General features: G+C 73.1%; 20 protein-coding genes. 7 read left to right on the top strand and 13 right to left on the bottom strand.

Annotation, left to right across the window (positions count from 1 at the left end; genetic code table 11):
- Positions 1 to 48: 48 nt before the first annotated feature.
- From C4U44_RS13185 to C4U44_RS13165, 5 genes are all read right to left on the bottom strand, one after another.
- Positions 49 to 1575, bottom strand: a complete 1527-nt coding sequence (locus C4U44_RS13185) for a cytochrome P450 (protein ID WP_103885955.1) — start codon at positions 1573 to 1575, stop codon at positions 49 to 51.
- 54 nt (positions 1576 to 1629) lie between these two features.
- Positions 1630 to 1983: a DUF742 domain-containing protein gene (locus C4U44_RS13180; protein ID WP_103885954.1), complete on the bottom strand. Its 354-nt coding sequence runs from the start codon at positions 1981 to 1983 to the stop codon at positions 1630 to 1632.
- Complete coding sequence (locus tag C4U44_RS13175; RefSeq protein WP_103885953.1) at positions 1980 to 2438, bottom strand: roadblock/LC7 domain-containing protein; 459 nt, start codon at positions 2436 to 2438, stop codon at positions 1980 to 1982. The genes C4U44_RS13180 and C4U44_RS13175 overlap by 4 nt, the downstream gene beginning before the upstream one ends.
- Positions 2435 to 4087, bottom strand: a complete 1653-nt coding sequence (locus C4U44_RS13170; RefSeq protein ID WP_235032046.1) for an ATP-binding protein — start codon at positions 4085 to 4087, stop codon at positions 2435 to 2437. Before C4U44_RS13170 ends, C4U44_RS13175 begins: the two co-directional genes overlap by 4 nt.
- A 378-nt stretch (positions 4088 to 4465) precedes the next feature.
- Positions 4466 to 5293, bottom strand: coding sequence for a maleylpyruvate isomerase family mycothiol-dependent enzyme (locus C4U44_RS13165; RefSeq protein WP_103885951.1), 828 nt, complete (start codon positions 5291 to 5293; stop codon positions 4466 to 4468).
- A 135-nt stretch (positions 5294 to 5428) separates the two neighbouring features.
- On the opposite strand from C4U44_RS13165, the gene C4U44_RS13160 reads away from it, so the two are divergent.
- Positions 5429 to 6235, top strand: coding sequence for a carbon-nitrogen family hydrolase (locus C4U44_RS13160; protein WP_103885950.1), 807 nt, complete (start codon positions 5429 to 5431; stop codon positions 6233 to 6235).
- Between the two features lie 205 nt (positions 6236 to 6440).
- Here C4U44_RS13160 and C4U44_RS13155 read toward each other — a convergent pair whose 3' ends face one another.
- Both C4U44_RS13155 and C4U44_RS13150 read right to left on the bottom strand, forming a co-directional pair.
- The gene (locus C4U44_RS13155) at positions 6441 to 6935 is read right to left on the bottom strand and encodes an LURP-one-related/scramblase family protein (RefSeq protein ID WP_103885949.1); all 495 of its coding nucleotides are present in this window, start codon (positions 6933 to 6935) and stop codon (positions 6441 to 6443) included.
- Between the two features lie 94 nt (positions 6936 to 7029).
- Positions 7030 to 8532, bottom strand: coding sequence for an MFS transporter (locus C4U44_RS13150; RefSeq protein WP_146088262.1), 1503 nt, complete (start codon positions 8530 to 8532; stop codon positions 7030 to 7032).
- 88 nt (positions 8533 to 8620) lie between these two features.
- On the opposite strand from C4U44_RS13150, the gene C4U44_RS13145 reads away from it, so the two are divergent.
- Entirely contained in the window at positions 8621 to 9019 is a 399-nt protein-coding gene (locus tag C4U44_RS13145) for an ArsR/SmtB family transcription factor (protein WP_103885947.1), read from the top strand.
- A 74-nt stretch (positions 9020 to 9093) separates the two neighbouring features.
- Here the strand turns inward: C4U44_RS13145 and C4U44_RS13140 are convergent, their stop codons facing one another.
- Positions 9094 to 9921 (bottom strand): SDR family NAD(P)-dependent oxidoreductase, encoded by an 828-nt coding sequence (locus C4U44_RS13140; RefSeq protein WP_103885946.1) that lies wholly within the window; start codon positions 9919 to 9921, stop codon positions 9094 to 9096.
- A 171-nt stretch (positions 9922 to 10092) separates the two neighbouring features.
- Positions 10093 to 10995 carry a helix-turn-helix domain-containing protein gene (locus C4U44_RS13135; protein WP_103885945.1) on the bottom strand — a complete coding sequence of 301 codons (903 nt, stop codon included), beginning with the start codon at positions 10993 to 10995 and terminating at the stop codon, positions 10093 to 10095.
- Between the two features lie 173 nt (positions 10996 to 11168).
- Here C4U44_RS13135 and C4U44_RS13130 point away from each other — a divergent pair, with 173 nt between their 5' ends.
- On the top strand, positions 11169 to 13043 hold the full coding sequence (locus C4U44_RS13130) for an NHL domain-containing thioredoxin family protein (RefSeq protein WP_103885944.1): 1875 nt from the start codon (positions 11169 to 11171) through the stop codon (positions 13041 to 13043).
- On the opposite strand, the gene C4U44_RS13125 is transcribed toward C4U44_RS13130, so the two are convergent.
- Both C4U44_RS13125 and C4U44_RS13120 read right to left on the bottom strand, forming a co-directional pair.
- Entirely contained in the window at positions 13037 to 13276 is a 240-nt protein-coding gene (locus C4U44_RS13125) for a DUF6458 family protein (protein WP_103885943.1), read from the bottom strand. The two genes, C4U44_RS13130 and C4U44_RS13125, sit on opposite strands and share 7 nt — an antisense overlap.
- Positions 13277 to 13380: 104 nt before the next feature.
- The gene (locus C4U44_RS13120) at positions 13381 to 13965 is read right to left on the bottom strand and encodes a hypothetical protein (protein WP_103885942.1); all 585 of its coding nucleotides are present in this window, start codon (positions 13963 to 13965) and stop codon (positions 13381 to 13383) included.
- Between the two features lie 198 nt (positions 13966 to 14163).
- Here C4U44_RS13120 and C4U44_RS13115 point away from each other — a divergent pair, with 198 nt between their 5' ends.
- The 3 genes from C4U44_RS13115 to C4U44_RS13105 all read left to right on the top strand — a co-directional run bounded on the left by C4U44_RS13115 (position 14164) and on the right by C4U44_RS13105 (position 18190).
- The gene (locus tag C4U44_RS13115; protein ID WP_103885941.1) at positions 14164 to 14676 is read left to right on the top strand and encodes an SRPBCC family protein; all 513 of its coding nucleotides are present in this window, start codon (positions 14164 to 14166) and stop codon (positions 14674 to 14676) included.
- Between the two features lie 107 nt (positions 14677 to 14783).
- The gene (locus tag C4U44_RS13110; RefSeq protein WP_103885940.1) at positions 14784 to 17099 is read left to right on the top strand and encodes an FdhF/YdeP family oxidoreductase; all 2316 of its coding nucleotides are present in this window, start codon (positions 14784 to 14786) and stop codon (positions 17097 to 17099) included.
- Positions 17100 to 17149: 50 nt separating this feature from the next.
- Complete coding sequence (locus C4U44_RS13105; RefSeq protein WP_103886266.1) at positions 17150 to 18190, top strand: S66 family peptidase; 1041 nt, start codon at positions 17150 to 17152, stop codon at positions 18188 to 18190.
- Between the two features lie 20 nt (positions 18191 to 18210).
- Here the strand turns inward: C4U44_RS13105 and C4U44_RS13100 are convergent, their stop codons facing one another.
- Positions 18211 to 19506, bottom strand: a complete 1296-nt coding sequence (locus C4U44_RS13100; RefSeq protein WP_103885939.1) for a M18 family aminopeptidase — start codon at positions 19504 to 19506, stop codon at positions 18211 to 18213.
- 142 nt (positions 19507 to 19648) lie between these two features.
- Positions 19649 to 21475 (bottom strand): acyl-CoA dehydrogenase, encoded by a 1827-nt coding sequence (locus C4U44_RS13095; protein WP_103885938.1) that lies wholly within the window; start codon positions 21473 to 21475, stop codon positions 19649 to 19651.
- A gap of 139 nt (positions 21476 to 21614) precedes the next feature.
- Here C4U44_RS13095 and C4U44_RS13090 point away from each other — a divergent pair, with 139 nt between their 5' ends.
- Positions 21615 to 22133, top strand: a complete 519-nt coding sequence (locus tag C4U44_RS13090; RefSeq protein ID WP_103885937.1) for an SseB family protein — start codon at positions 21615 to 21617, stop codon at positions 22131 to 22133.
- Positions 22134 to 22290 lie beyond the last annotated feature (157 nt).

Here is a 22290-nt window from a genome sequence, read left to right as displayed (position 1 = left end):
GGTACTCACGGCACCGGGCAGGCGGGTGGTCCGGGGGCGGATTCGGGATCAGAGGGGGGTGAAGGTGACGGGGAGGGCGGCGGGGCCGCGTTGCCAGAGGGAGGGCCGCCAGGGGAGTTCGGAGGGCTGGAGGGTGGGAGTGAGATCGGGCAACCGGTCCAGCAGAATCTCCACCGCGGTCGTCGCGACCACCTCCGCGAGCTGCGGCGCGGGCGACGGACACCGGTGCGCCCCGTGACTGAACGCAAGATGCGCATGGTTCCCCACGGCGGAGCCGGGCTGCACCGGGCACACCTGAGGATCCGCGTTGGCCGCGGCGAGCCCGAGGACGAGGCAGTCCCCGCGCCGGATGTGCCGCCCCCCGAGCTGCGTGTCGCGGGTGGCCCACCGCCCGATGACGTTCTGGACGGGCGGGTCGGCCCACAGCACCTCCGCCAGCGCCTGGGAGATGCTGCGCCGCCCACCGGAGAGGGTGAGCGCGAAGCGCTCGTCGGTGAGCATCAGCCGCAGGGTGTTGCCGATCCAGTCCGCGGTGGGGCGGCGCCCCGCGGCCATGATCGTGAGCAGGTCCTGCACGACCTCCTCGTCGGTGAGGCCGGCCGGATGGGCCAGCAGCCGGGAGGGGATGTCGGCGCCGGGGGCGGGTGACCTCCGCGCCCGGGCGAGGACCGTCTCGAGCGTGTCCCGCAGCCGCGCGGCGGACGCGGCGGGCCGGGACGGGTGGAGGGGGTCGGTGGTCCGCCCGGGCGCCGCGGTGCCGTACCCGTACTGCCCTGCCAGGTCCCGCTCCAGCGCCGCCGTCTCGTCCGGGCGCAGCCCGAACAGCCCGGCCATCACGTGCAGCGGCACCTGCTCGGCGTACTGCGCCACCAGCTCCGCCCGCCCCGCGCCGGCGAAGGTGTCCACGGCCGCGTCGGCGGCCCGCTCGGCGCGCTGCCGCAGCTCGAACGGGTCGACCCCGGCAAGGACATCGGCGACCGCGCCGCCGCGCCGCAGGTGCTCCTCCCCCTCGGTGAACCGCACCGACGGGGTGTGCGCCACGTGCGGCAGCAGCGGCCAGCCCGCCGGGACCCGGTCCCAGGCGTGCCAGCGGCGCGGGTCCCGACCGAACAACTCCGGGTTCCCCGCGACGAAGTGCACCTCGTGGTAGCCGAGGACCAGCCACGCGGGCATCCCGCCGTCCAGCAGCACCGGCGCCACCGGTCCGTACGTCTCCCGCAGCGCCCGGTAGTAGGCCCCCGGGTCGGCGTGGTCGAACGCGGGGGGTGCCGCCGGCCGGCCCCCGGGGGCGTGAACTCCCGTTCCCTGACCGCTCTGACCGCTCGGACCTGTCTCGCCGGCCGGTCCGCGGGCCTGTACCTGCGCCGCGGCCGGGCCCCATGGCGGCACCGGCTGCGGCCCGGGTATCTCCGTGAGCGACGTCCGCGCCGCCGTTCCCACCTGCGGCATCCGGCGCTCCGGAGCGAGCCCGTGCGGCGGCACGACCGCGTCCGTGCGGGCGCGCCTCGCCTCGGGTTCCTGCTCCCGTTCCTGTTCCTGTGCCTGCTCCTGCTGCCGTTCCTGAGGCGATGTCATCTCCGCGGCTCCCCGGCGAAGGGCCGTGCGGGAGTGCGGCGTCGGCGGCCGGTGTCAGAGGTTGTGCAGCGCACGGAGGACCTTCCTCAGCATGTCGGAGGGAGGCAGGAGCTCCGCTGCCGTGGTGGGCGCGTGGGCGGTGATGCGCTGGGCGGAGAGCAGGTCGGCGAGCAGCACCCGGAGCACGCCGACCGGCAGGGCCAGGCGGGAGGCGAGTTCGAGGACGGCGACGGGGCGGCGGCACATCCGCAGGATGCGGACGTGCTCCGACGGCATGCCCGGCAGCGGCTCGCCGTGGGCGGTGATGACCGTGGCGAGGTCGAAGCCCTTGGTCGCGGTGCTGCTCCGGCCGCCGATGAGCGTGTAGAACCGGTCCGGGGAGCCGCTGTCGACCGGCCTGCGTATCATGCCGGGAGCTTCCCGAGCGCGCCCGTCGCGGGCCGGACCCCGAGGCGGCCGTGGACCGCCTCGACGACGTCGTTCATGCCGCGGCCGATCGCCCTGGCGTCGGCCGACTCCTCCCCCACCACGGCCAGATGGGCCCCCGCGCCGGCGGCGACGATGAACAGCACGCCGCCGTGGAAGTCGGTCATCGACTGGCGGACGCCGCCGCTCCCGTCGCCGAACTCCAGGGACGCGCCGTGCACGAGGCTCTGGATGCCGGAGGCGATCGCGGCGAGCTGGTCGGCGCGGTCCGCGGACAGCCCGGGCGACCAGCTCACCTTCAGGCCGTCGGCGGAGAGCACCAGCGCGTGCTGCGCGCCGGGCGTCACCGCGACGAACCGCTCCAGCAGTACCTCCACCCCGCCCGGGTTCCCGCTGGGGCCCCCGCCCCCGATTCCGCCGCTTCCGTTCGTCGTCATCGGCCACCCTCCCCTTCGCTGTCGGCGCTGCCTCGGTCCCGCCCCGTCGCGGCGTCGCGGAAGGCGCCGAACCTGTCGCCCGCGTCCGCGCCGCCTGGGGGCACCTCCCGTGCCGGAGCCCCCGGAGAAGGGTCGTACCCGGACAGGGTGTCCGGTATGCCGCGCCCCCGGGTCCGCCGTGGCAGCGGTACGGGGACGGGCGTGCCCGCTCCCGGGGACGCCGGGTCCCCCGGGGTCGTACCGGGTCCCGCCGTCCGCGGCCGGACCCCGCTGCCGGGGCCGTGCCCCGGCCCGGTGTCGGCCGGGCCGGCGTGCCCGATCTCCTCGGGCCGGGCGGGTTCGGGGAAGCCGTCGTACCCGGCGCCGGTGTCGGCCGGGCCGGCGTACCGCCCGCCGACCGCGGGCGGCGTCGTGTAGGACCCGGGTGCGTACTCCACGGCGGCGCGGGTGACGAGCTTCGGCGGGATCAGGACGACCACGCCGGTGCCGCCGCGCGAGGACGGGCGGAAGGAGATCCGCAGGCCGTGCTTGCGGGCCAGCCGGCCGACCACGGTGAGGCCGATCCGGGTCCCGGACAGGCCCGGCAGCAGGTCGGCCGCCGCCTCCGACGGGTCGCCCGCCACGAGGCGTTCGGCCCGGGTGAGGTCGGCCTCGGGCATCGCGTGCCCGGCGTCCTCGATAGTGACGACGACGCCGGAGTGCGATTCCTGGACGTAGACGTGGACTTCCTCCGAGGGCGGCGAGAAATTGCAGGCGTTGTCCATGAGTTCGGCCAGCACGTGCATCACGCCCTCGGCGGCGTGCCCGGCGACGGCCGCACCGCCGGTGGTGTGCAGCCGCACCCGGCGGTAGGCGTGGATCCGGCCCATCGCGCCGCGCAGCACGCTCTCCATCGCGATCGGCCGGGTCCAGCGGCGGCCGGAGCGGGAGCCGCTGAGCACCGCGACACTGTCGGCCAGCCGCCCGGTCTGCGCCGCGCAGTGGTCCAGCCGCAGCAGGTCGTCCAGCACGCTCTCGTCGTGCCGCTGCTCCAACTCGCGCAGGTCGGCGAGCATGGTGGTGGTCAGGGCCTGCACCCGGGCGGCGGCGCTGGCGCAGGCGGCCATCCCGGCGGCCCTGTTGCGCTCGCTCGAACCCAGCTCGCGGACCGTAACGTCGAGCAGTTTCCGGAGCACCTGCCCGGCCGGGCGGGGGAGTTCGGCCAGTACGGTGCCGGTGGACTCCCCCTCCCGCATCCGCTCGACCGCGAGGGGAATCGTTGCCTCGGCCAACTGCGCCGCTTCGTCCTCGAGTTCGGCCGCGCGTGCGGTCTGGGCGCGCAGCGCGGCCCGCAGGGAGGTCTCGGTCTCGGCCCAGGCGCGCCGCCGCACCTCCGCCTCGCGCGCCGACCGCCGGGCCGCGTCGAGTTCGGCGGCGGCCTGCCGGGTTGCCTCCGCGTGCAGCGCGAGGGTGCGGGCGGTGTCCTCCCGTAACTCCGCGGCCTCGGACCGCACCTGGCGGAGCGCCCGGCGGCGGGAGGCGGCGAGGGCGGCGACGGTGCCGAGCAGGACCGCGGCCAGCCCGCCGGCCGCGGCCACCAGCAGCCGGTCCTGGTGCCCGCTCACGCGGCGCACCGCCGCGGCGCAGGCGACCGCGGCGGCGACGGTCACCGCGAGAGGGATGGGGGCGGCCCGGGCGACGGCACGGAGACCGCCGGAGCGTCGCGGCGGCTGAAACGGTAACGGTGAGCCTTGAGTTGACATCAATCGATACCCCATGGCCAAGCCGGAAGCCGACCGCCGTGCCGGGTCACGCCGACGTACGGGCGGGCAACAGGATGAGTGCGCCTCACCCTACTCGCCAAACTCCCCTTCAACGCCCGAAACGCCAGGGATTGGTCGCCGGACCGTTACTGGATCATCACCGCCCGTGCAAGGAGGCCCTTTCGGTCACCGATTCGCCCCGATCCGCGTGATCTGGCGCAACTCGCCCCGGATCGCGGCCCGTTCCCGTCCCCGGACCGCCACCCGTCTCCGTCCCGGAAGGTGCTACGGCGTGACCGCGATCTGCCCCAGGATCGTGTCGGCCAGATCGCGGTCGCCCTCGATCTTCAGCCGGTCCTCGGGCACCGCCGTCGCCTTCACCCGGCCGGTGAGCAGGCGCAGGAAGGTCTCCCAGTCGACCACGAAGGTGACGGCCGGGCCGAGCGAGACGGCGGAGTCGATGGTGCCGCGGCCTTCGGTGTTGACCCGGACGGTGCGCATGAACTCCAGGGGGCCGTGCACGTCGAAGACGACCGCGGAGCCGGGCTTGGCGCCCGCGTCGTGGGCGACCACCTTCGGCAGCGCCCGCAGGATGTACTCGCGGGCCAGCACGGCCGCGGCGGAGGCGAGGTTGCCGGGCTTGTCCAGGGCCCGGCGCAGGTCCTGTTCGTGCGCCCACACGTCGAACACCCGTGACCACAACTGCTCTTCGAGGGTGGTCTCGCCGCCGCCGATCGCGCGCACGTCGTAGTCGGGCTCCCGCGACTCGTTCCGCAGCTGCCGCGAGCGGCGGATGATGGTGTACTCCAGCTCGGACGTCATCTCCGGCGCGGTGTGGTGGCGGCGGATGTCGACCGGTACCTCGGTGTAGCGGGCGGTCTCGCTGGTGATGTGCCGCAGGTCGCTGGGCAGGCTGTGGATCGGCCGCGGGTCGCCGAGGAGTTCGCATTCGAAGCCTATGACGTGGGAGACCACGTCGCGGACGGACCAGTACGGGCACTCGGTGGGGCGGTTCCACTCACCCTCGGTGAGTGGTGAGACCAGTTCGTTGATGGACTCTATGGAGTGGGTCCAGGCGTCGATGTACGGCTGGATCTTGCTGTGGACGGTCACGGGACCCCTCGACGGTCGGTGCGCGGTCGTGGTGGTTTGGCGCCTAAGTTAGTCTTCGCGCGGTCGCCCACGCAGTGCTTTCGAGTGACGATGGTAGGCCCGACTTTGACGACCCGACGTAGGGGCGGTGTCCGAATGCGCGCAACGCTTCTCCAGATCGACGTGGACCCTGCCGAGGAGCCCGCCGAACGGCGGGTCCGGGTGGCCGCGACGGTACGGGCGCAGGCCGGTGCGGATCTTGTCGTCCTGCCCGAATTGTGGCCGGTCGGCGCGTTCGCCGCGGAGCGGTTCGCGGCCGAGGCGGAGCCGGTCGAGGGCGGGCCCACCGCCGAGGCGATGGCGGCCGCCGCGCGCGACGCCGGGGTGTGGCTGCACGCGGGTTCCGTGGTCGAGCGCGACCCCGAGGGGTCGCTGTTCAACACCTCGCTCGTCTTCGGGCCCGACGGCGAACTCCGCGGCGCCTACCGCAAGATCCACCGGTTCGGCTTCGACCAGGGTGAGGCGGCGCTGATGGCGCCCGGTGAACGGGTCGTCGGCGTGCGGCATCCCGAGGCCGTGCTCGGCCTCGCGACGTGTTACGACCTTCGCTTCCCCGAGTTGTTCCGGCTGCTCGTCGACGACGGCGCGGAGATCCTCGTGGTTCCCGCGGGCTGGCCCGCGCGGCGGCTCGCGCACTGGCGCGTGCTCGTGCAGGCACGGGCGGTGGAGTCCCAGGCGTACGTTCTCGCCTGCGGGACCGCGGGGACCCACGCGGGGGTGGAGCAGGCGGGGCACAGCATGGTGGTGGACCCGTGGGGGACGATTCTCTGCGAGGGCGGGACGGGGGAGGAGGTCCTGACGGTGGACCTCCAGCCGTCGCTCGTCGCCTCGACCCGAGCGGAGTTCCCGGTTCTGCGCGATCGTCTTCTCGGGCTCCCCCGCCCCTCCGGCCCCGCCCGGTAGCGCGCGGACCTCGCGGTCCGCGGTGGCCGCTCGCGCGGTTCCCCGCGCCCCTTGGTGGTGACGCTCTTTTCGCGGAAGGAGCCGCACATATCCAGGGGCGCGTGGGGGCACCACCCAGCCGCCAGGCTGGGGGAGAACTGCGCGGCGAACCCCCACCGGAAGGTGGTCCCTCGACCGGCGGCACCACCCACCCCGGGGGGTCCCCTCAATCCGATTCGTGCTCCTTGTCGACGATGTGGTCGACGCAGACCGCGATCGCGAGGAGCATCCCCGCGTCGGCGTCCTCCCGTTCCACGTCGATCGCATAGGAATCCCGCAGCGAGAACCAGCGGCGGGAGATGCGGGCGAGCCGCTCCCCGTCGTACTCGATGTCGTACTCCTTGTCGATGAGGTCGCCGCGGATCTCCAGCTCCTCGCCGGAGGCGAGTTCCGCGCGGAAGACGTCCCGCAGGAGGGCGAGCCGCTTCTTCTTGACGGTGACCAGGGTCCGGCCGTCGCGTTCGATCGTCATCGCGTCGCGCAGGCTGAGCAGCTTCTGGTGGATGACCGCGACCTCGTTGCCGTCGGCGTCCTGGATCTCGAGGGTGTCCCGGATCCGCATCACCTTGCCGTCGACGTAGAAGGCACGGCGCCCGTGCTCGTCCTCCACCCAGTAGTCGTCGCCGATCGCGAACATCTTCTCTCGCACCACGTATTTCATGGGGGATGTGTACCCCGCATCGGCCGGCGGAGCCGCATGTCCACGCGGTGCGGGGCGTATTCGGCCGGATGTCCTGCCGTACGGCCCGAACGGCTCAGTCCCGGGAGGAGCCGAGCGGTGCGGGCGCGTCGGCCGCTGAGGAGGCGGAGGCCGGGGAGGTGCTGCCCCCGGTCGCGCCGGTCTCCTGCGGCCGTCCCGTCGCGGAGGGGAGCGCGAGGGCGAGGAGCATCCCCGCGGCCAGCCCGAGGCCGGCGATGAGGAAGGCCAGCGCGTATCCGTCGGTGAGCGCGCGCGGCAGGCCGTCGGCGCGTACGTGCCGGGTCGTCAGGCTCGTCGCGGCGGTGGCCATGACCGCCAGGCCCACCGCCCCGCCGACCTGCCGGGTGGCGTTGACCAGTCCGGAGGCCAGGCCGGCCTGGTCCGGCGGTACGCCGTGCGTCGCGCCCATGGCCATCGGGGTGAACGACAGGCCGATCCCGCCGCCGAACAGGATCAGCGGGACGAGCAGGTGCGCCGGGTAGGACTGTCCCGGCGCGAGCGTCGTGGCCATCCAGAGGAGACCGGCGGCGGCCACGCCGGGGCCGAGGACGAGCTGGTTGCGGACCCCGATGCGGGTCACCAGGCGGGTGCCCAGCAGCGCGCCGGCGAAGGCGCTGAGGCCGATCGGCAGGAAGTCCAGTCCGGCGCGCAGCGGCGAGTTCCGCTCCACCTGCTGGAGGTAGAGCGAGAGGAAGTAGTAGGCGCCGAAGTTGGCCGCGCCGATGGTGACCGTCACCGCGTTCGCGACGCTGAGCGAGCGGCGCCGGAAGACCGAGAAGGGGACGAGCGGGTTCGTCGCGAAGCGGGTCTCGGTGACCGCGAACACGGCGAGCAGGACCACCCCGGCGCCCAGGGTGGCGAGCGTCCGTGCCGAGCCCCAGGGGTGGCCGTTGGTGCCGACGATCCCGTAGACGAGGACGGCCAGGCCCGAGGTGACGGTCAGGGCGCCCACGACGTCGAGTCGCGGCCCGGCCCCCTTCCGTCGGGCGTCGGCCGGTGTCAGCAGCATCAGGGCCGCCACGGCGGCTCCGATCGGGACGTTGACGAACAGCACCCAGCGCCAGTCCAGCAGGTCGGTGAGCACGCCGCCCGCCAGGACGCCGACGGCGGCGCCGCTGGCGGAGGTGACGGACCAGGCGCCGAGCGCCCTGCGCCGTTCGTGCGGGTCGGTGTAGCGGCTCGTCAGGAGGGAGAGGGTGGCCGGCGCGAGGACGGCGCCGCCGACGCCTTGGGCCGCGCGGGCCGTGACGAGCCAGGCCCCGCTCTGCGCCAGTCCGCCCATCAGGCTGCAGGCGGTGAACAGGGCCAGGCCGGCCAGGAAGGTCCGCCGGCGCCCCCACAGGTCGGCGGCCCGGCCGCCCAGCATCAGGAATCCGGCGAAGGTCAGCGTGTAGGCGTTGACCACCCATTGCAGCCCGTTGGTGCTCAGCCCCAGGGCGTCCCGCATCTGGGGCAGCGCGACGTTCACGATCGTCACGTCCAGGATGACCATGAACTGCGCGGTGCAGCAGGCCACCAGGAGTGCCCAGGGCGGGGCGGTACGTGGTTTCAGGGACACGATCGGTCATCTCCCGGGAGTTATGTTCGGATTTCCCGAACATAACAGATGTTCGTGAATATCGAACATGTCGGTTTAGGGTGGAGGCATGGCCAGCCGCAGAGCGAACGCACTCGTCCACCCCGGGCGCGACGAGCTGGACTTCACCACCGTGCTCGCCGCGCTCGGCGATCCCGTCCGGCTGGCGATCGTCGCCCGCCTCGCCGAACTCGGGCGGAACGGCGAGCCCGCGTGCGTGAGCTTCGCCCTCCCGGTGAGCAAGTCCACCCAGAGCGGCCACTTCCGGGTGCTCCGCGAGGCGGGCCTGATCCGGCAGCGGGACGAGGGGACCCGGCGGCTGAACCGCCTGCGGCGGGATGACCTCGACGCCCGCTTCCCGGGGCTGCTCGATCTGGTCGCCGCGCAGGCCCCCGAGTCGCTGCCGGAGCCGGTGCACCGTTCCGTGCCGCCCGCGCGCGACGCGGACCCGGAGGCGGGCTCCGCCTGACCATCCGATCCGCCTGACCGGCGGTCCGGCCCGTCCGACCGCCTGGCGACCGCCGGGCCCGGACCGGTCGGCTCTCAGACCGCCGCGCGGTGCGGGGCGCGCGAGAAGGACTCCCAGCGGTCCAGCTCGGCCAGCCGGGAGCGGAGCGACGCCCGGATCCCCTCGACGGCGTCGTGGCCGACGGCCAGGCGCAAGGGGGGTTCGGCCATCGCCACGACCGCCATGATCGCGTCCGCGACGTCCCGGGGTGAGCCGAAGGACTCCGGCGGCCGCGCGGCGAAGTCGTTCAGGAACGCCCCGACCGTGGGCGCGTAGGCCGCACCCGGCGGGACCACGCGGAGGCTGGTGGCGAACTCGGTGGCGAAGACGCCCGGTTCGACGACGGTGACCTTCGCCCCCGTGGGCGCCAGCTCGTGTGCGAGGGCCTCGCCGATCAGTTCCACCGCGCCCTTGGCGGCCGCGTACAGGCCCGCGGACGGCGGTGCGAACTGCCCGAAGAGCGAGGACATCTGCACGATGCGGCCGCCGGACGCGCGCAGCGCAGGGAGGGCCGCGCGCAGCACGGCGAGGTGGGCCAGCACGTGGGTGTCCAGGAGCGCGCGGGCCTCGGCGGCGCCGGTCTCCTCGACCGAGCCGAACAGGCCGTGGCCCGCGTTGTTCACCAGGACGTCGAGTCCGCCGGCCGTCCGCACGGCGGCGGCCAGCACCTCCTCGGCGTCGGGAGCGGTCACGTCCAGCGGGACCGCGGTGACGCGGCCGGGGGCGGCGGTGGCGGCGAGTGCGTCGAGCAGGGCGCGGCGGCGGCCCACCGCGATGACGTGGGCGCCGGTGGCGAGCGCGCGTTCGGCGACGAGGCGGCCGAAGCCTGAGGTCGCGCCGGTGACGAGCCAGGTGGAGGGCATGGCGAAGCTCCCTGGGGCAGGGGTGCGGCAAGCGCACGGAGGAGGGGTAACCGCGGGATCCGGGTGGCGCCCGCTCTTCCAGCCAACCGCCGGGCACCGCCGGTGCGGGTGGGGGAACAGGCCCGCCGCTTCCTGGGATCGGGAGGGCCACCCCCCGCTACGGCACGGCGCTCACGGGCGGGGCGCGGTCCGCGCCGGGTTCCCGCCGTCCCCGCCCGCGCCCTGGCCCTCGTGCCCCGCCGCCCACGCGGACAGCAGGGTCAGCGCCTCGTCGGAGGGCGAGCCGGGGTCGGCGAGGAAGGCCAGCAGCGTCTGGTCCGGGTCGCCGGGGAAGGCCAGCGTCTCGGTACGCAGGGTGAGGCGGCCGACGACGGGGTGGTGGAGGTGCTTGGTGTGGTGGCTGAACTGCACCACTTTCTGCCCGGCCCACCAGCGGCGGAAGGGTTCGCTCTTCATGGCCAGCTCGCCGACCAGCTCGGCGGTGCGGGTGTCGTCGGGGTGGCGTGCGGCGTCCATCCGCAGGGTCCCCACGAACTCGGAGGCGACGTTCTCCCAGCCGTCGCCGAACAGCGACCGCGCCGCCTCGTCGAGGACGATCCAGCGGGTGGCGTTGCGGTCCCGGACGGGTATCGCGTCGAAGTCGGCCAGCAGGGCGCGGGCCATCCGGTTGGTCACCAGGATGTCGCTGCGGCGCCCGAGCACCACGGCCGGCGTGTCCTCCAGCCGGGCGAGCAGCGCGTGGATTCCCGGGCGCACCTTCTGCGCCGCACGCGGGGTGCGGCGGCGGCGCCCGGCGGCCGGGGGACGTGCCACGGCGTGCAGGTAGCTGCGCTCCGCCGGGTCGAGTCCCAGCGCGTTCGCCAGGGCGTCCAGGACGGAGTCGGAAGGGGTGATGGGCCGGCCCTGCTCCAGGCGCGTGTAGTAGTCCACGCTGACGCCGGCCAGCGCGGCCAGCTCCTCCCGGCGCAGCCCGGGGACCCGGCGCGGCGCGAGGGCGTGCAGACCGGCGCGCTCCGGGTCCATCGCCGCGCGCCGGGCCCGCAGGAACTCGCTGAGCCCTTCGTTGCGGTCCATGGCTCCATGGTCCTCCCGGCCGGGGCGGCGGGCCGGGGCGAAGGTGGCCCTGTGCGTCCCAGGCCGAGGAGTGCGGGGTCCGGGGCCCGTGCGGCAGGGGGCGGGCGGGTTCCGCCGGGGCGGGGGATCGGCCGCGCTGGGTGTCTTCTCGCATGATGCTGTTTGATGGGGATATGACTGCACGTGCACGTGTCAGGGCGCCCGAGCTGATCGGCAAGGGCGGCTGGCTGAACACAGGTGACCGCCGACCCACCCTCGCCGACCTGCGCGGATCGATCGTGATCCTCGACTTCTGGACGTTCTGCTGCGTGAACTGCCTGCACGTCCTGGACGAGCTGCGGGCGCTGGAGGAGCAGCACCGCGACACCGTGGTCATCGTGGGCGTGCACTCGCCCAAGTTCGTGCACGAGGCGGAGCACCAGGCCGTGGTCGACGCGGTGGAGCGGTACGGCGTCCACCACCCGGTGCTGGACGACCCCGAGCTGTCCACGTGGCGGCAGTACGCGGTGCGGGCCTGGCCGACCCTGGTGGTGATCGACCCCGAGGGGTACGTGGTGGCGCAGCACGCGGGCGAGGGCCACGCGCACGCGCTGGAGAAGCTGGTGAACCGGCTGGAGCTGGAGCACGCGGCCAAGGGGACGCTGCGCCGGGGTGACGGGCCGTACGTCCCGCCGGAGCCGGTCTCGACGGACCTGCGCTTCCCCGGCAAGATGCTGGCGCTGCCCGGCAGCGGCCACTACCTGGTGTCGGACTCGACCCGGCACGCGCTGGTGGAGCTGGCCGCCGACGGCGAGACCGTGGTGCGGCGGATCGGCACCGGCGAGCGCGGCCTGACCGACGGCGACCCGGGCACGGCGCGCTTCAGCGAGCCGCAGGGCCTGGCGCTGCTCCCGGACGGTTCCGTGGTCGTGGCCGACACCGTGAACCACGCGCTGCGCCGGCTCGACCTCGACAGCGGCCGGGTCACCACGATCGCGGGCACCGGCCGGCAGTGGTGGCAGGGCTCGCCCACGTCCGGGCCGGCCCGGGAGGTCGACCTGTCCTCGCCGTGGGACGTGGCCTGGTACCAGGACCGGGTGTGGATCGCGATGGCCGGCGTGCACCAGCTGTGGACCTACGACCCCGCGGCCGAGCGGATCGAGGTCGCGGCGGGCACCACCAACGAGGGCCTGGTCGACGGCCACGCGGGCGACGCCTGGTTCGCGCAGCCGTCCGGGCTGTCGGCGGCCGGCGACCGGCTGTGGATCGCCGACTCCGAGACCTCCGCGCTGCGCTGGGCGGAGCCGGCGGCCGACGGCGACGGGTACGTGATCCGTACGGCGGTCGGCACCGGCCTGTTCGACTTCGGGCACCGCGACGGCCCGGCCGGGCAGGCGCTGCTCCAGCACCCGCTGGGCGTGACCGGGCTGCCGGACGGCTCGGTCGCCGTGAGCGACACGTACAACAACGCGCTGCGCCGCTACGACCCGGTGAGCGGCGAGGTGACCACGCTCGCGACCGAGCTGCGCGAGCCGTCGGACGCGGCGGTGGTCGACGGTGACGTGGTGGTCGTGGAGTCGGCCGGGCACCGGCTGACCCGGATGCGGCTGCCGGAGGAGGCCACCCGCGTGGAGGGCGCCGCGCACCGCACCCAGCGGGCGGCGACCGACGTGGCGCCGGGGCCGCTGCGGCTGGACGTGGTGTTCAGCGCGCCGCCCGGGCAGAAGCTGGACGACCGCTACGGGCCGTCCACCCGGCTGCTGGTCGAGGCGACCCCGCCGGAGCTGCTGAAGGCGGGCACCGGCAAGGGCACCGACCTCTTCCGGGACCTGGAGCTGGACCCGTCGGTGCCCGAGGGTGTCCTGCACGTCTCGGCGATGGCGGCGTCCTGCGACGACGACGCGGACAACCCGTATCCGGCCTGCCATGTGCACCAGCAGGACTGGGGCGTCCCGGTGCGGCTGGTGCCGGGTGGCGATGCCCGGCTCGCCCTCGTCCTGGCGGGGATGGACGAGGGCGAGCCGGAGGTCGCGGAGGGGCCGTCCGAGCGAGCCCCGGGGGTTCAGTAGCGCCGGTCGGACGGGTAGTAGCGCTCCTCCGTGACGGGCGGCAGGTCGCCGTCCGCGGTGGGCGGGATGCGCCGGCGTTTGAAGATGCTGACGTACGCGGCGAGCCCGATGATCCCGACGGCCATCATGATCACGCCGACCAGGTCGAGGTTGACGCCCTTCATGTGCCAGTCGGTCGCGAACGTGACGATCGCGCCCACCGCGATCAGGATGATGCAGCCTCCGATGCCCACAGGACCCGCCTCCATCTGTCGAGTTGACGGTGAGTGGTGACGGCTGTCGCCTACCCGGCGGCCTTGGCCGCAATCTGCCGCCGCCGTGGGCGCGGCGCGGTTCCTCAGGTGCGCCAGGTCCAGCCGAGGGCGAAGTCGACGGCGACCGCGTAGGCCACGTACATCAGCCACATTCCCGTGGCCAGCCGGAACAGGCCGAGGGCGCGTTCGGCCACGGAGAGGCCGACCGAGACGAAGAACTCGAAGAAGTAGACGGCGAACAGGCCGAGGAAGACCAGGCCCACGGGCCAGTCGCCGACCCGGAAGAACACGGTCGCGCCCATCGCGGAGATGAGCATGAAGGCCACCGACATGCCCGCGTTGGGCCGTGGATCGTTTCCGCGGTAGCGGTTCCAGCCGATGCTGAACCAGTGGATGCCGTAGGCCGAGAAGGCGAACGCGGCCATGTAGAGGGCGCGGTCCTGGAACACCTGGAACCAGGTCAGCCCGACGAACAGGATGACGCCGGTGACGAACTGGCAGAACCCGGGCAGCCAGACCCCCCATACGCCCAGTGACCGGTCGACCCGCTCGTCACGTTTCGGCCAGCCCACCAACTCCTGCGGGCCCCAGATGAGATAGCCCGTGCCGAGGCCGAAGAAGCCGAGTGCCAGTGGGGGGAAGTCCGAGGGGGCGAAGGTCACCTGCATGCCGTCATGTCTCCTCTGGTGCGTCGTGACCCCCGGTCCTCTCCCGGGACCCGCCACCTCCTGTGAGATGTGCCCGCATGGTACCTATATCTGATCTTGTGGGTGGGAATGGGCGGATCGTTCCCGATGTCACTAGGCTGGAATTCGGGGGTCGGACAGTCCTGAGCGGCGCTACGGGTGCGGAGAGACAGGTCAGTCATGAGCACGATCGAGGATTACGTCGACGTCCGGGTTCCGGTCCGGACCGCCTACAACCAGTGGACGCAGTTCGAGAGTTTCCCCCGGTTCATGCACGGCGTGGTGCGCGTGGAGCGCTCGCAGGCGACGCTGATCCACTGGGTCACCCGGCATGGCGGCGTGACCAGGGAGTTCGACGCCGAGGTGGTGGAGCAGCGGCCGGACGAGCGCATCGCCTGGCGCAGCCTGGACAGCCCTACCCATTCGGGTGAGGTGCGCTTCCACCCGCGGGGGGAAGGCGAGACCCGGGTGACGCTGCGGCTGGAGTTCTCGCCGGCCGGGCTCGTGGACTGGGCCGGCGCCTCCTCCGGTGTCCTGCGCCGCCGCGTGCACGGGAACCTGGAGTGCTTCAAGCAGTTCATCGAGGGCCACGGCAGGGAGACCGGCGAATGGCGCGGCGAGATCACCGAGAGCCGGGTGCGCCCCGACTCGGGCCAGGAATGCCCGCGCGTTCCCAGCTGGCCGAGCGGCTGACCCCGGACGGCCGCGCCCCGTCCGGATGGATGCGGCGGAATGCCTGCTATGCGTAGATATGGTGGGGGCGCGTGCACGGACGGACCTACGGGAAGAGGCGGATACGGGTGAAGAGGCCACCGACCGACGACCTGGCCGAGGAGCCGACCGGCGACCGTGCGGAGGTGACCCCGCCCAAGACCTGGGCCGCGGGCGTGCCCGCCGTCACCCACGCGCTGTCCTACGCGCTGGCCGAGGCGTCCCCGCAGACCACCGGGAAGACGCTGCTCCACCTGAACCAGGTCGGTGGCATCGACTGCCCCGGCTGCGCGTGGCCGGACCCCGACCCCGGGCACCGGACGAAGAACGAGTACTGCGAGAACGGCGCCAAGCACGTCAACGACGAGGCGACCGGGCGGCGGATCACCGCCGACTTCTTCCGGCGGCACTCCGTCGCCCAGTTGGCCGCCGCCTCGGACCAGTGGCTCAACCAGCAGGGCCGGCTGACCGAGCCCATGGTCAAGCGCCCCGGGGCCGACCACTACGAGCCGATCAGCTGGCACGACGCCCTCGGCCTGATCGCCACCGAGCTCCAGGCGCTGGACACGCCCGACGAGGCCGCCTTCTACACCTCGGGCCGGGCGTCGAACGAGGCCGCCTTCGTGCTCCAGCTCTTCGCGCGGGCCTTCGGCACGAACAACCTCCCCGACTGCTCCAACATGTGCCACGAGTCGAGCGGCGCGGCCCTGCACGCGTCGCTGGGCACCGGCAAGGGCAACGTCAGCCTGGCCGACCTCCACCACGCCGACCTGATCATCACCCTGGGGCAGAACCCGGGCACCAACCACCCGCGGATGCTGTCGGCGCTGGAGGAGAACAAGCGCAGGGGCGGGCGGATCGTCGCGGTCAACCCGCTGCCCGAGGCCGGCCTGCTGCGGTTCAAGAACCCGCAGAAGCCGCGCGGGGTGATCGGGCAGGGCGTCCAGATCGCCGACGACTTCCTGCAGATCCGGCTCGGCGGCGATCTCGCCCTTTTCCAGGCGCTCAACGTGCTGCTGCTGGAGGCCGAGGACACCGCGCCCGGCACCGTGCTGGACCGCGAGTTCATCGAGACCCACACCAACGGCTTCGCCGAGTACGCCGCGCACCTGCGGGCCGGCTTCTCCTGGCCGGAGGTGCTGGAGGCGACCGGGCTGACCCGCTACCAGATCGAGCAGCTGGCCGGCCTCGTGCTGCGCAGCGAACGGATCGTGCTGTGCTGGGCGATGGGGCTCACCCAGCACCGGCACGCCGTCCCGACCATCCGCGAGGCGGTCAACCTGCTGCTGATGCGCGGGATCGTCGGCAAGCCGGGGGCCGGTGCGTGCCCGGTGCGCGGGCACAGCAACGTCCAGGGCGACCGCACCATGGGCGTCTGGGAGAAGATGCCCCAGGAGTTCCTGGACGACCTGGGACGGGAGTTCTCGTTCACCCCGCCCGCCGAGCACGGCCTGGACACGGTGGACACCATCCGGGCGATGCGCGAGGACCGGATCAAGGTGTTCCTCGCGCTGGCGGGCAACTTCGTCCGGGCCACGCCGGACAGCCGGGCCACGGAGGAGGCGATGCGCCGCTGCCGGCTGACGGTGCAGATCTCCACCAAGCTGAACCGCTCGCACGCGGTCTGCGGCGACACCGCACTGATCCTCCCCACCCTCGGCCGCAGCGAGCGCGACCGGCAGGCGAGCGGCGAGCAGTTCGTCACCGTCGAGGACTCGATGAGCGCGGTGCACGCCTCCTACGGCCACGTGGAACCCGCGTCCGCGCTGCTGCTCAGCGAGGTGGCGATCCTCAGCCGGCTGGCCCGCCGGACCCTGGGCGACCGGGTGGACGTGCCCTGGGAGGGGTTCGAGCAGGACTACGGGGTGATCCGGGACCGGATCGCCCGGGTCGTGCCGGGGTTCGAGAACTTCAACCTGCGGGTGGCGAAGCCCGGCGGCTTCACGCTGCCCAACCCGGTGAACGAAGGCGTCTTCCCCACCCCCAGCGGCAAGGCGGAGTTCAGCCGCAACGACTTCACCATGCTCACCGCCCCCGAGGGGCACCTCATCCTCCAGACGATCCGCTCGCACGACCAGTGGAACACCGTCCCCTACACCAACAACGACCGCTACCGGGGCATCCACGGCTCCCGCCGGGTCGTCCTGATCAACCGCGCGGACCTGGACGCGCTCGGCCTGGCCGACGGGGACCGGGTGGACCTGGTGAGCGTCTGGGACGACGGTGTGGAACGGCGGGCCGAGGACTTCCGGCTGGTCGGCTACCCGACGGCGCGCGGCTGCGTCGCCACGTACTTCCCGGAGACCAACGTGCTCGTGCCGCTCGACAGCGTGGCCGCCGTGAGCAACACCCCCACGTCCAAGGGGGTCGTGGTCCGCCTGGAGCCGCTGCCGGCGGCGTCGTAGCGGGCGGAAAAAGGGCGGCCCGGGTGGCGGCGATCGGCGATCATGGCGGGATGGAGCCTCTCTGTCCCGCCAAGCCGCGTCCGGGGGACCGGGTCGCGGTCGTGTCGCCGTCGGCCGGACTGCCGCAGGTGCTGCCGCTGCCGTTCGAGCTCGGACTGGCCCGGCTGCGGGCGGAGTTCGGGCTGGAGGTGGTGGAGTACCCCAGCACCCGGCGGATGGGGTCCACACCCGCCGAGCGGGCCGCGGACCTGCACGCCGCGTTCGCGGACCCCGAGGTGAAGGCGGTGATCAGCAGCATCGGCGGGGACGACCAGATCACCGTCCTGCCGCTGCTGGACGCGGAGTTGCTGCGGGCGAACCCCAAGCCGTTCTTCGGGTACAGCGACAACACGAACCTGCTGGTGCACCTGTGGAACCTGGGGATCGTCGGCTACCACGGCGGCAGCGTGATGGTGGAGTTCGGCCGGCCCGGGGCCCTGCACCCGGTGACCGAGCGGTCGCTGCGCGCGGCGCTGCTCGGCTCCGGGACGTACGAACTCGCGCCGGCGGCCGAGTTCACCGACATGGCGCGCCGCTGGGAGGACCCGCACACCTTCGACTCCGCGCCGCGGATGGAGCCGGCCGGCGGTTGGACCTGGCACCGCCCCGACCGCGTGGTGGAGGGCCCGAGCTGGGGCGGGAACCTGGAGATCCTGTCCTGGCTGCTCATGGCCGACCGCGGCATCCGGCCGCCGGAGGAGTACGACGGGTGCGTGCTCTTCCTGGAGACCTCGGAGGAACTCCCCTCCGACGAGGAGGTGTTCCGCATCCTGCGGAACATGGGCGAGCGCGGGCTGCTCCGGCGCTTCCCCGCGCTGCTGATGGGCCGCGCGAAGGCATGGTCCTTCGACCGGCCGCTCCCGCCCGAGCAGCGCGTCGCCCACCGCGAGCGGCAACGCGCCGCCGTGCTGCGCGCGTTCGGGCTGTACGCCCCCGAGACGATGATCGTCTTCGACGTCGACCTGGGCCACACCGACCCGCAGCAGGTCATCCCCTACGGCGGCCGGGTCCGCGTGGACGGCCCCGCCCGCCGCATCACGGTGACCTACTAGCGGCGGGCGGGGAGGGGCCCTCAGCTCTCCAGGAAGGCGGCGAGCGCGCTGGCGAGCAGGTGCGGGTCGTCCGCGCCGGCGAGCTCGCGGGCGGAGTGCATCGACAGCAGCGCGACGCCGACGTCCACGGTGGTGATGCCGTGCCGGGCCGCGGTGATGGGCCCGATCGTGGTCCCGCAGGGCACCGTGTTGTTGGACACGAAGTGCTGGAAGGGCACCCCGGCCCGCTCGCAGGCGGCGGCGAAGGCGGCACGGCCGGCCCCGTCGGTGGCATAGCGCTGGTTGACGTTGGACTTCAGGATCGGGCCCCCGTTGGCCCGCGGGTGGTGGCTCGGGTCGTGCCGCTCGGCGTAGTTGGGGTGGACGGCGTGGCCGACGTCGGAGGACGCGCAGACCGTTCCGGCCAGCGCGCGCAGCAGGTCCTCGCGGTCGCCGCCCCGGGCCAGCACGGAGCGTTCGAAGACCCGCCCGAGCAGCGGGCCGCCGGCGCCGGTGTCGGACCCGCTGCCGGCCTCCTCGTGGTCGAAGGCGGCCATGACCGGGATGTGGGCGAGGTCCGGCTGCTCGGCGGCCCGGATCAGCGCGGCCACGCAGGCGTGCACGGACAGCAGGTTGTCCAGCCGGGGGGAGGCGAACAGTTCTCGGTCGCGGCCGAGGTAGGCCGGCGGCTGGACGTCGTGCGCCATGAGGTCCCAGCCGGTCACGTCGGCCTCGGCGACCCCCGCCTCCTGGGCGAGGAAGGAGATCAGGTCGCCCTCCTCGGCGTCGCCCAGCCCCCACAGCGGCTGGAGGTGGCGCTGCCGGTCCAGGGTGAGCGCGTCGTTCGCCGAGCGGTCGAGGTGGATGGCGAGCTGGGCCACCCGCAGCAGCGGCCGGTCGACGTCGACCAGGCGGGAGGTGCCGTCGCGCAGGGACAGCCGGCCGGCGATGCCGAGGTCGCGGTCGAGCCAGCTGTTGAGCAGCGGGCCGCCGTAGATCTCGACGGCGACCTGGCGCCAGCCGTGCGAGCCGAGGTCGGGCTGCGGCTTGACCCGCAGGTTCGGCGAGTCGGTGTGCGCTCCCACCACCCGGAACGGGGTGCCCGGCGAGGCCCCCTCGGGCACGTACCAGGCGACGACGGCGCCGCCGCGCACCACGTAGCGCCCGCCGGCCGCGCCGTCCTCCCACCGCTCGGTCTCCTCGACCCGGCGGAATCCGGCCGCGTCCAGCCGCTCGGCCACGGTCTCCGCCGCGTGGTAGGGGGAGGGCGCGGATCGTACGAAGGCGGCCAGGTCGTCGGTGTGCGTGCGGTCGAACGCGGGGTGCTGAGAGGTCATGGGCACAGCTTAGTTTTCGGCCATACGCGACGGCGTGCCGTCGCCGGGGAAGGCGACGGCACGCCGTCGGAGCGCGGGAAGCGCGGGAGGGGACGGGCGGCCCGGCAGCCGGGCGGGCCGGCGGGCCCGGGACGCCCTCGGGTCAGAACGCCTCTTCGGGCAGGTCCATGATGTCCAGGGTGACCGTCTCGGCCAGCGCCCGCGCGGTACCGACCTCGGGGAGCACCGTGCTCGCGAAGAACGTCGCCGCGGCGACCTTCCCCGCGTAGAACGCCCGGTCCTTGCCGGTCGCCGACGGGAGCTTCTCGGCCGCCACCGCGGCGCCGCGCAGCAGCAGGTAGCCGGTGACCACGTCGCCCGAGGCGAGCAGCAGCCGGGTGGCGTTCAGGCCCACCTTGTAGATGGAGCGCACGTCCTGCTCGGTGGCCGCGAGGTCGGTGAGCATGGTGCCGACGATCGACTCCAGGTCGGCCGCGGACCTCGCGAGCTGGTCGCGGGCCGCGGTCAGCTCGTCGCCGCCCGGCGCCTCGGCGAGGAACTTCTTGATCTCCTCGCTGAGCGCGGTCAGCGCCTGCCCCTGGTCGCGGACGATCTTCCGGAAGAAGAAGTCCTGGCCCTGGATCGCGGTGGTGCCCTCGTAGAGGGTGTCGATCTTGGCGTCCCGGATGTACTGCTCGATCGGGTACTCCTGGAGGTACCCGGAGCCGCCGAAGGTCTGGAGCGACTGTGCGAGCTGCTCGTAGGACCGCTCCGAGCCGTAGCCCTTCACGATCGGCAGCAGCAGGTCGTTGAGCCCGTGCAGGTGCTTGGCGTCCTCGCCGCGGGCCTCGGCGGCCTGGATGCCGTCCTGGACGGTCGCGGTGTAGAGGACGAGGGCGCGCATGCCCTCCGCGTACGCCTTCTGCGTCATCAGGGAGCGGCGCACGTCGGGGTGGTGGGTGATGGTGACCTTGGGCGCGGCCTTGTCGGTGAACCGGGCCAGGTCCGGGCCCTGCACCCGCTCCTTCGCGTACTCCAGCGCGTTCAGGTAGCCGGTGGACAGGGTGGCGATCGCCTTGGTGCCGACCATCATGCGGGCGAACTCGATGATCCGGAACATCTGGCGGATGCCGTCGTGCCGGTCGCCGATCAGCCAGCCCTTGGCGGGGTGCTTGTCGCCGAAGGTCATCTCGCAGGTGTTGGACGCCTTCAGGCCCATCTTGTGCTCGACGTTCGTGGCGTACACGCCGTTGCGCTCGCCCAGCTCGCCGGTGGTGAAGTCGAACGCGTACTTCGGGACCATGAACAGCGACAGGCCCTTGGTGCCGGGGCCGGCGCCCTCGGGACGGGCCAGCACGTAGTGGATGATGTTGTCGGACATGTCGTGCTCGCCCGAGGTGATGAAGCGCTTGACACCCTCGATGTGCCAGCTGCCGTCCTCCTGCCGGACGGCCCTGGTCCGGCCGGCGCCGACGTCGGAGCCGGCGTCGGGCTCGGTGAGGACCATGGTGGAGCCCCACTGCTTCTCCACCGCGAGGGAGGCGATCTTCTTCTGCTCCTCGGTGCCCTCCTCGAAGAGGATGCGGGCGAAGGCCGGGCCGGAGCTGTACATCCACACCGCGGGGTTGGAGCCGAGCACCAGTTCGGCATAGGCCCAGATCAGGGAGCGCGGCGCGGTGGTGCCGCCGATCTCCTCGGGCAGGCCCAGCCGCCAGTACTCGGCGTCCATGAAGGCGGCGTAGCTCTTCTTGAAGGAGTCGGGGATCGGCGCGGTGCTGGTCTTCGGGTCGAAGACCGGCGGATTGCGGTCGGCGTCGGCGTAGGAGTCGGCCAGCTCGTGCTCCGCGAGGCGGGCGAGCTCGCTCAGGATGTCCTTCGCGGTGTCCACGTCCATCTCCGCGAACGGACCGGTGCCGTAGACCTGGTCGCGGCCCAGGACCTCGAAGAGGTTGAACTCGATGTCGCGGAGGTTCGACTTGTAGTGGCCCATGGAGGAGGCTCCGTATCGCAGTCAAGAAGAAGGCTTCATCCGAAATGATGCTACCGGTCGGTAATAAGAAGCAAGCCCTTCCGGCCCGATGTGACGCCTTCCTCGTTGCCCGCGTGCCGGGCTCGATACCCTGGGGCCCGTGTACGGCTACGAGCAGAGCGTGAATGGCGGCCAGGGCGGTCAGATGGGCTCCGGTCCCATGGGTCCCCCGATGGGTCCGCCGATGGGCGCGCCCATGGACGGCGGTCCGATGGGCGGCCCCGGCTACCCGGAGCCGGCGCCCGCGTACCCGGAGCCGTCCCCGCCGTCGCTGGCCGACGCGGTCCGCGCGTTCACGACCGGGGCGATGATGGCCGAGGACTTCCAGGCGATCTTCGCCACGTCCAAGGTGTACTGCCCGCGCGGCGAGAACCCCGGGTTCCTGGCGCTGCACGACACCCAGCAGCCGGTCATCCCGATGTTCACCTCGCTCAAGGAGTTGCGGAGGTACGCGGGCAAGGAGTCCAAGTACTTCGTGATCACCGGGGCGGAGGTGCTGGATCTGCTGCCGACGGGGTACGGGTTCGTGCTCGACATCGACGGGCAGCACCGCATGGTGTTCGACGCGAAGGCGGTCGAGCAGATGGTCGAGTTCACCATGCGCCGCATGTACGGCTGAGCCGCGCCCCTGACCCCCCGGGGTGCCCCGTTCTGTTGACACGGGACCTTGCGGTCCGGCTGTGGTTGTTCGCACAGTTCTCCCGCAGCCTGGCGGCTGGGAGGTGCCCCCCCGCGCCCCTTGGGGGTTGCCCTCTTTTCGCGGGAGGAGCCGCACA

The organism is Actinacidiphila yanglinensis, assembly GCF_900107965.1.
Taxonomy (GTDB): Bacteria; Actinomycetota; Actinomycetes; order Streptomycetales; family Streptomycetaceae; genus Actinacidiphila; species Actinacidiphila yanglinensis.
The sequence above is the reverse complement of the archived record's forward strand: the minus strand, read 5'-3'. Positions and strand labels throughout refer to the sequence as shown.

Bases quoted from the DNA above. Each gene is read 5' to 3' on its own strand.
- C4U44_RS13185 (WP_103885955.1), bottom strand. From the start codon at position 1,575: ATGACATCGCCTCAGGAACGGCAGCAGGAGCAGGCACAGGAACAGGAA.
- C4U44_RS13135 (WP_103885945.1), bottom strand. From the start codon at position 10,995: ATGGACCGCAACGAAGGGCTCAGCGAGTTCCTGCGGGCCCGGCGCGCG.
- C4U44_RS13145 (WP_103885947.1), top strand. From the start codon at position 8,621: ATGGCCAGCCGCAGAGCGAACGCACTCGTCCACCCCGGGCGCGACGAG.
- C4U44_RS13140 (WP_103885946.1), bottom strand. From the start codon at position 9,921: ATGCCCTCCACCTGGCTCGTCACCGGCGCGACCTCAGGCTTCGGCCGC.
- C4U44_RS13115 (WP_103885941.1), top strand. From the start codon at position 14,164: ATGAGCACGATCGAGGATTACGTCGACGTCCGGGTTCCGGTCCGGACC.
- C4U44_RS13180 (WP_103885954.1), bottom strand. From the start codon at position 1,983: ATGATACGCAGGCCGGTCGACAGCGGCTCCCCGGACCGGTTCTACACG.
- C4U44_RS13175 (WP_103885953.1), bottom strand. From the start codon at position 2,438: ATGACGACGAACGGAAGCGGCGGAATCGGGGGCGGGGGCCCCAGCGGG.
- C4U44_RS13100 (WP_103885939.1), bottom strand. From the start codon at position 19,506: ATGACCTCTCAGCACCCCGCGTTCGACCGCACGCACACCGACGACCTG.
- C4U44_RS13155 (WP_103885949.1), bottom strand. From the start codon at position 6,935: ATGAAATACGTGGTGCGAGAGAAGATGTTCGCGATCGGCGACGACTAC.
- C4U44_RS13105 (WP_103886266.1), top strand. From the start codon at position 17,150: ATGGAGCCTCTCTGTCCCGCCAAGCCGCGTCCGGGGGACCGGGTCGCG.
- C4U44_RS13120 (WP_103885942.1), bottom strand. From the start codon at position 13,965: ATGCAGGTGACCTTCGCCCCCTCGGACTTCCCCCCACTGGCACTCGGC.
- C4U44_RS13160 (WP_103885950.1), top strand. From the start codon at position 5,429: ATGCGCGCAACGCTTCTCCAGATCGACGTGGACCCTGCCGAGGAGCCC.
- C4U44_RS13095 (WP_103885938.1), bottom strand. From the start codon at position 21,475: ATGGGCCACTACAAGTCGAACCTCCGCGACATCGAGTTCAACCTCTTC.
- C4U44_RS13130 (WP_103885944.1), top strand. From the start codon at position 11,169: ATGACTGCACGTGCACGTGTCAGGGCGCCCGAGCTGATCGGCAAGGGC.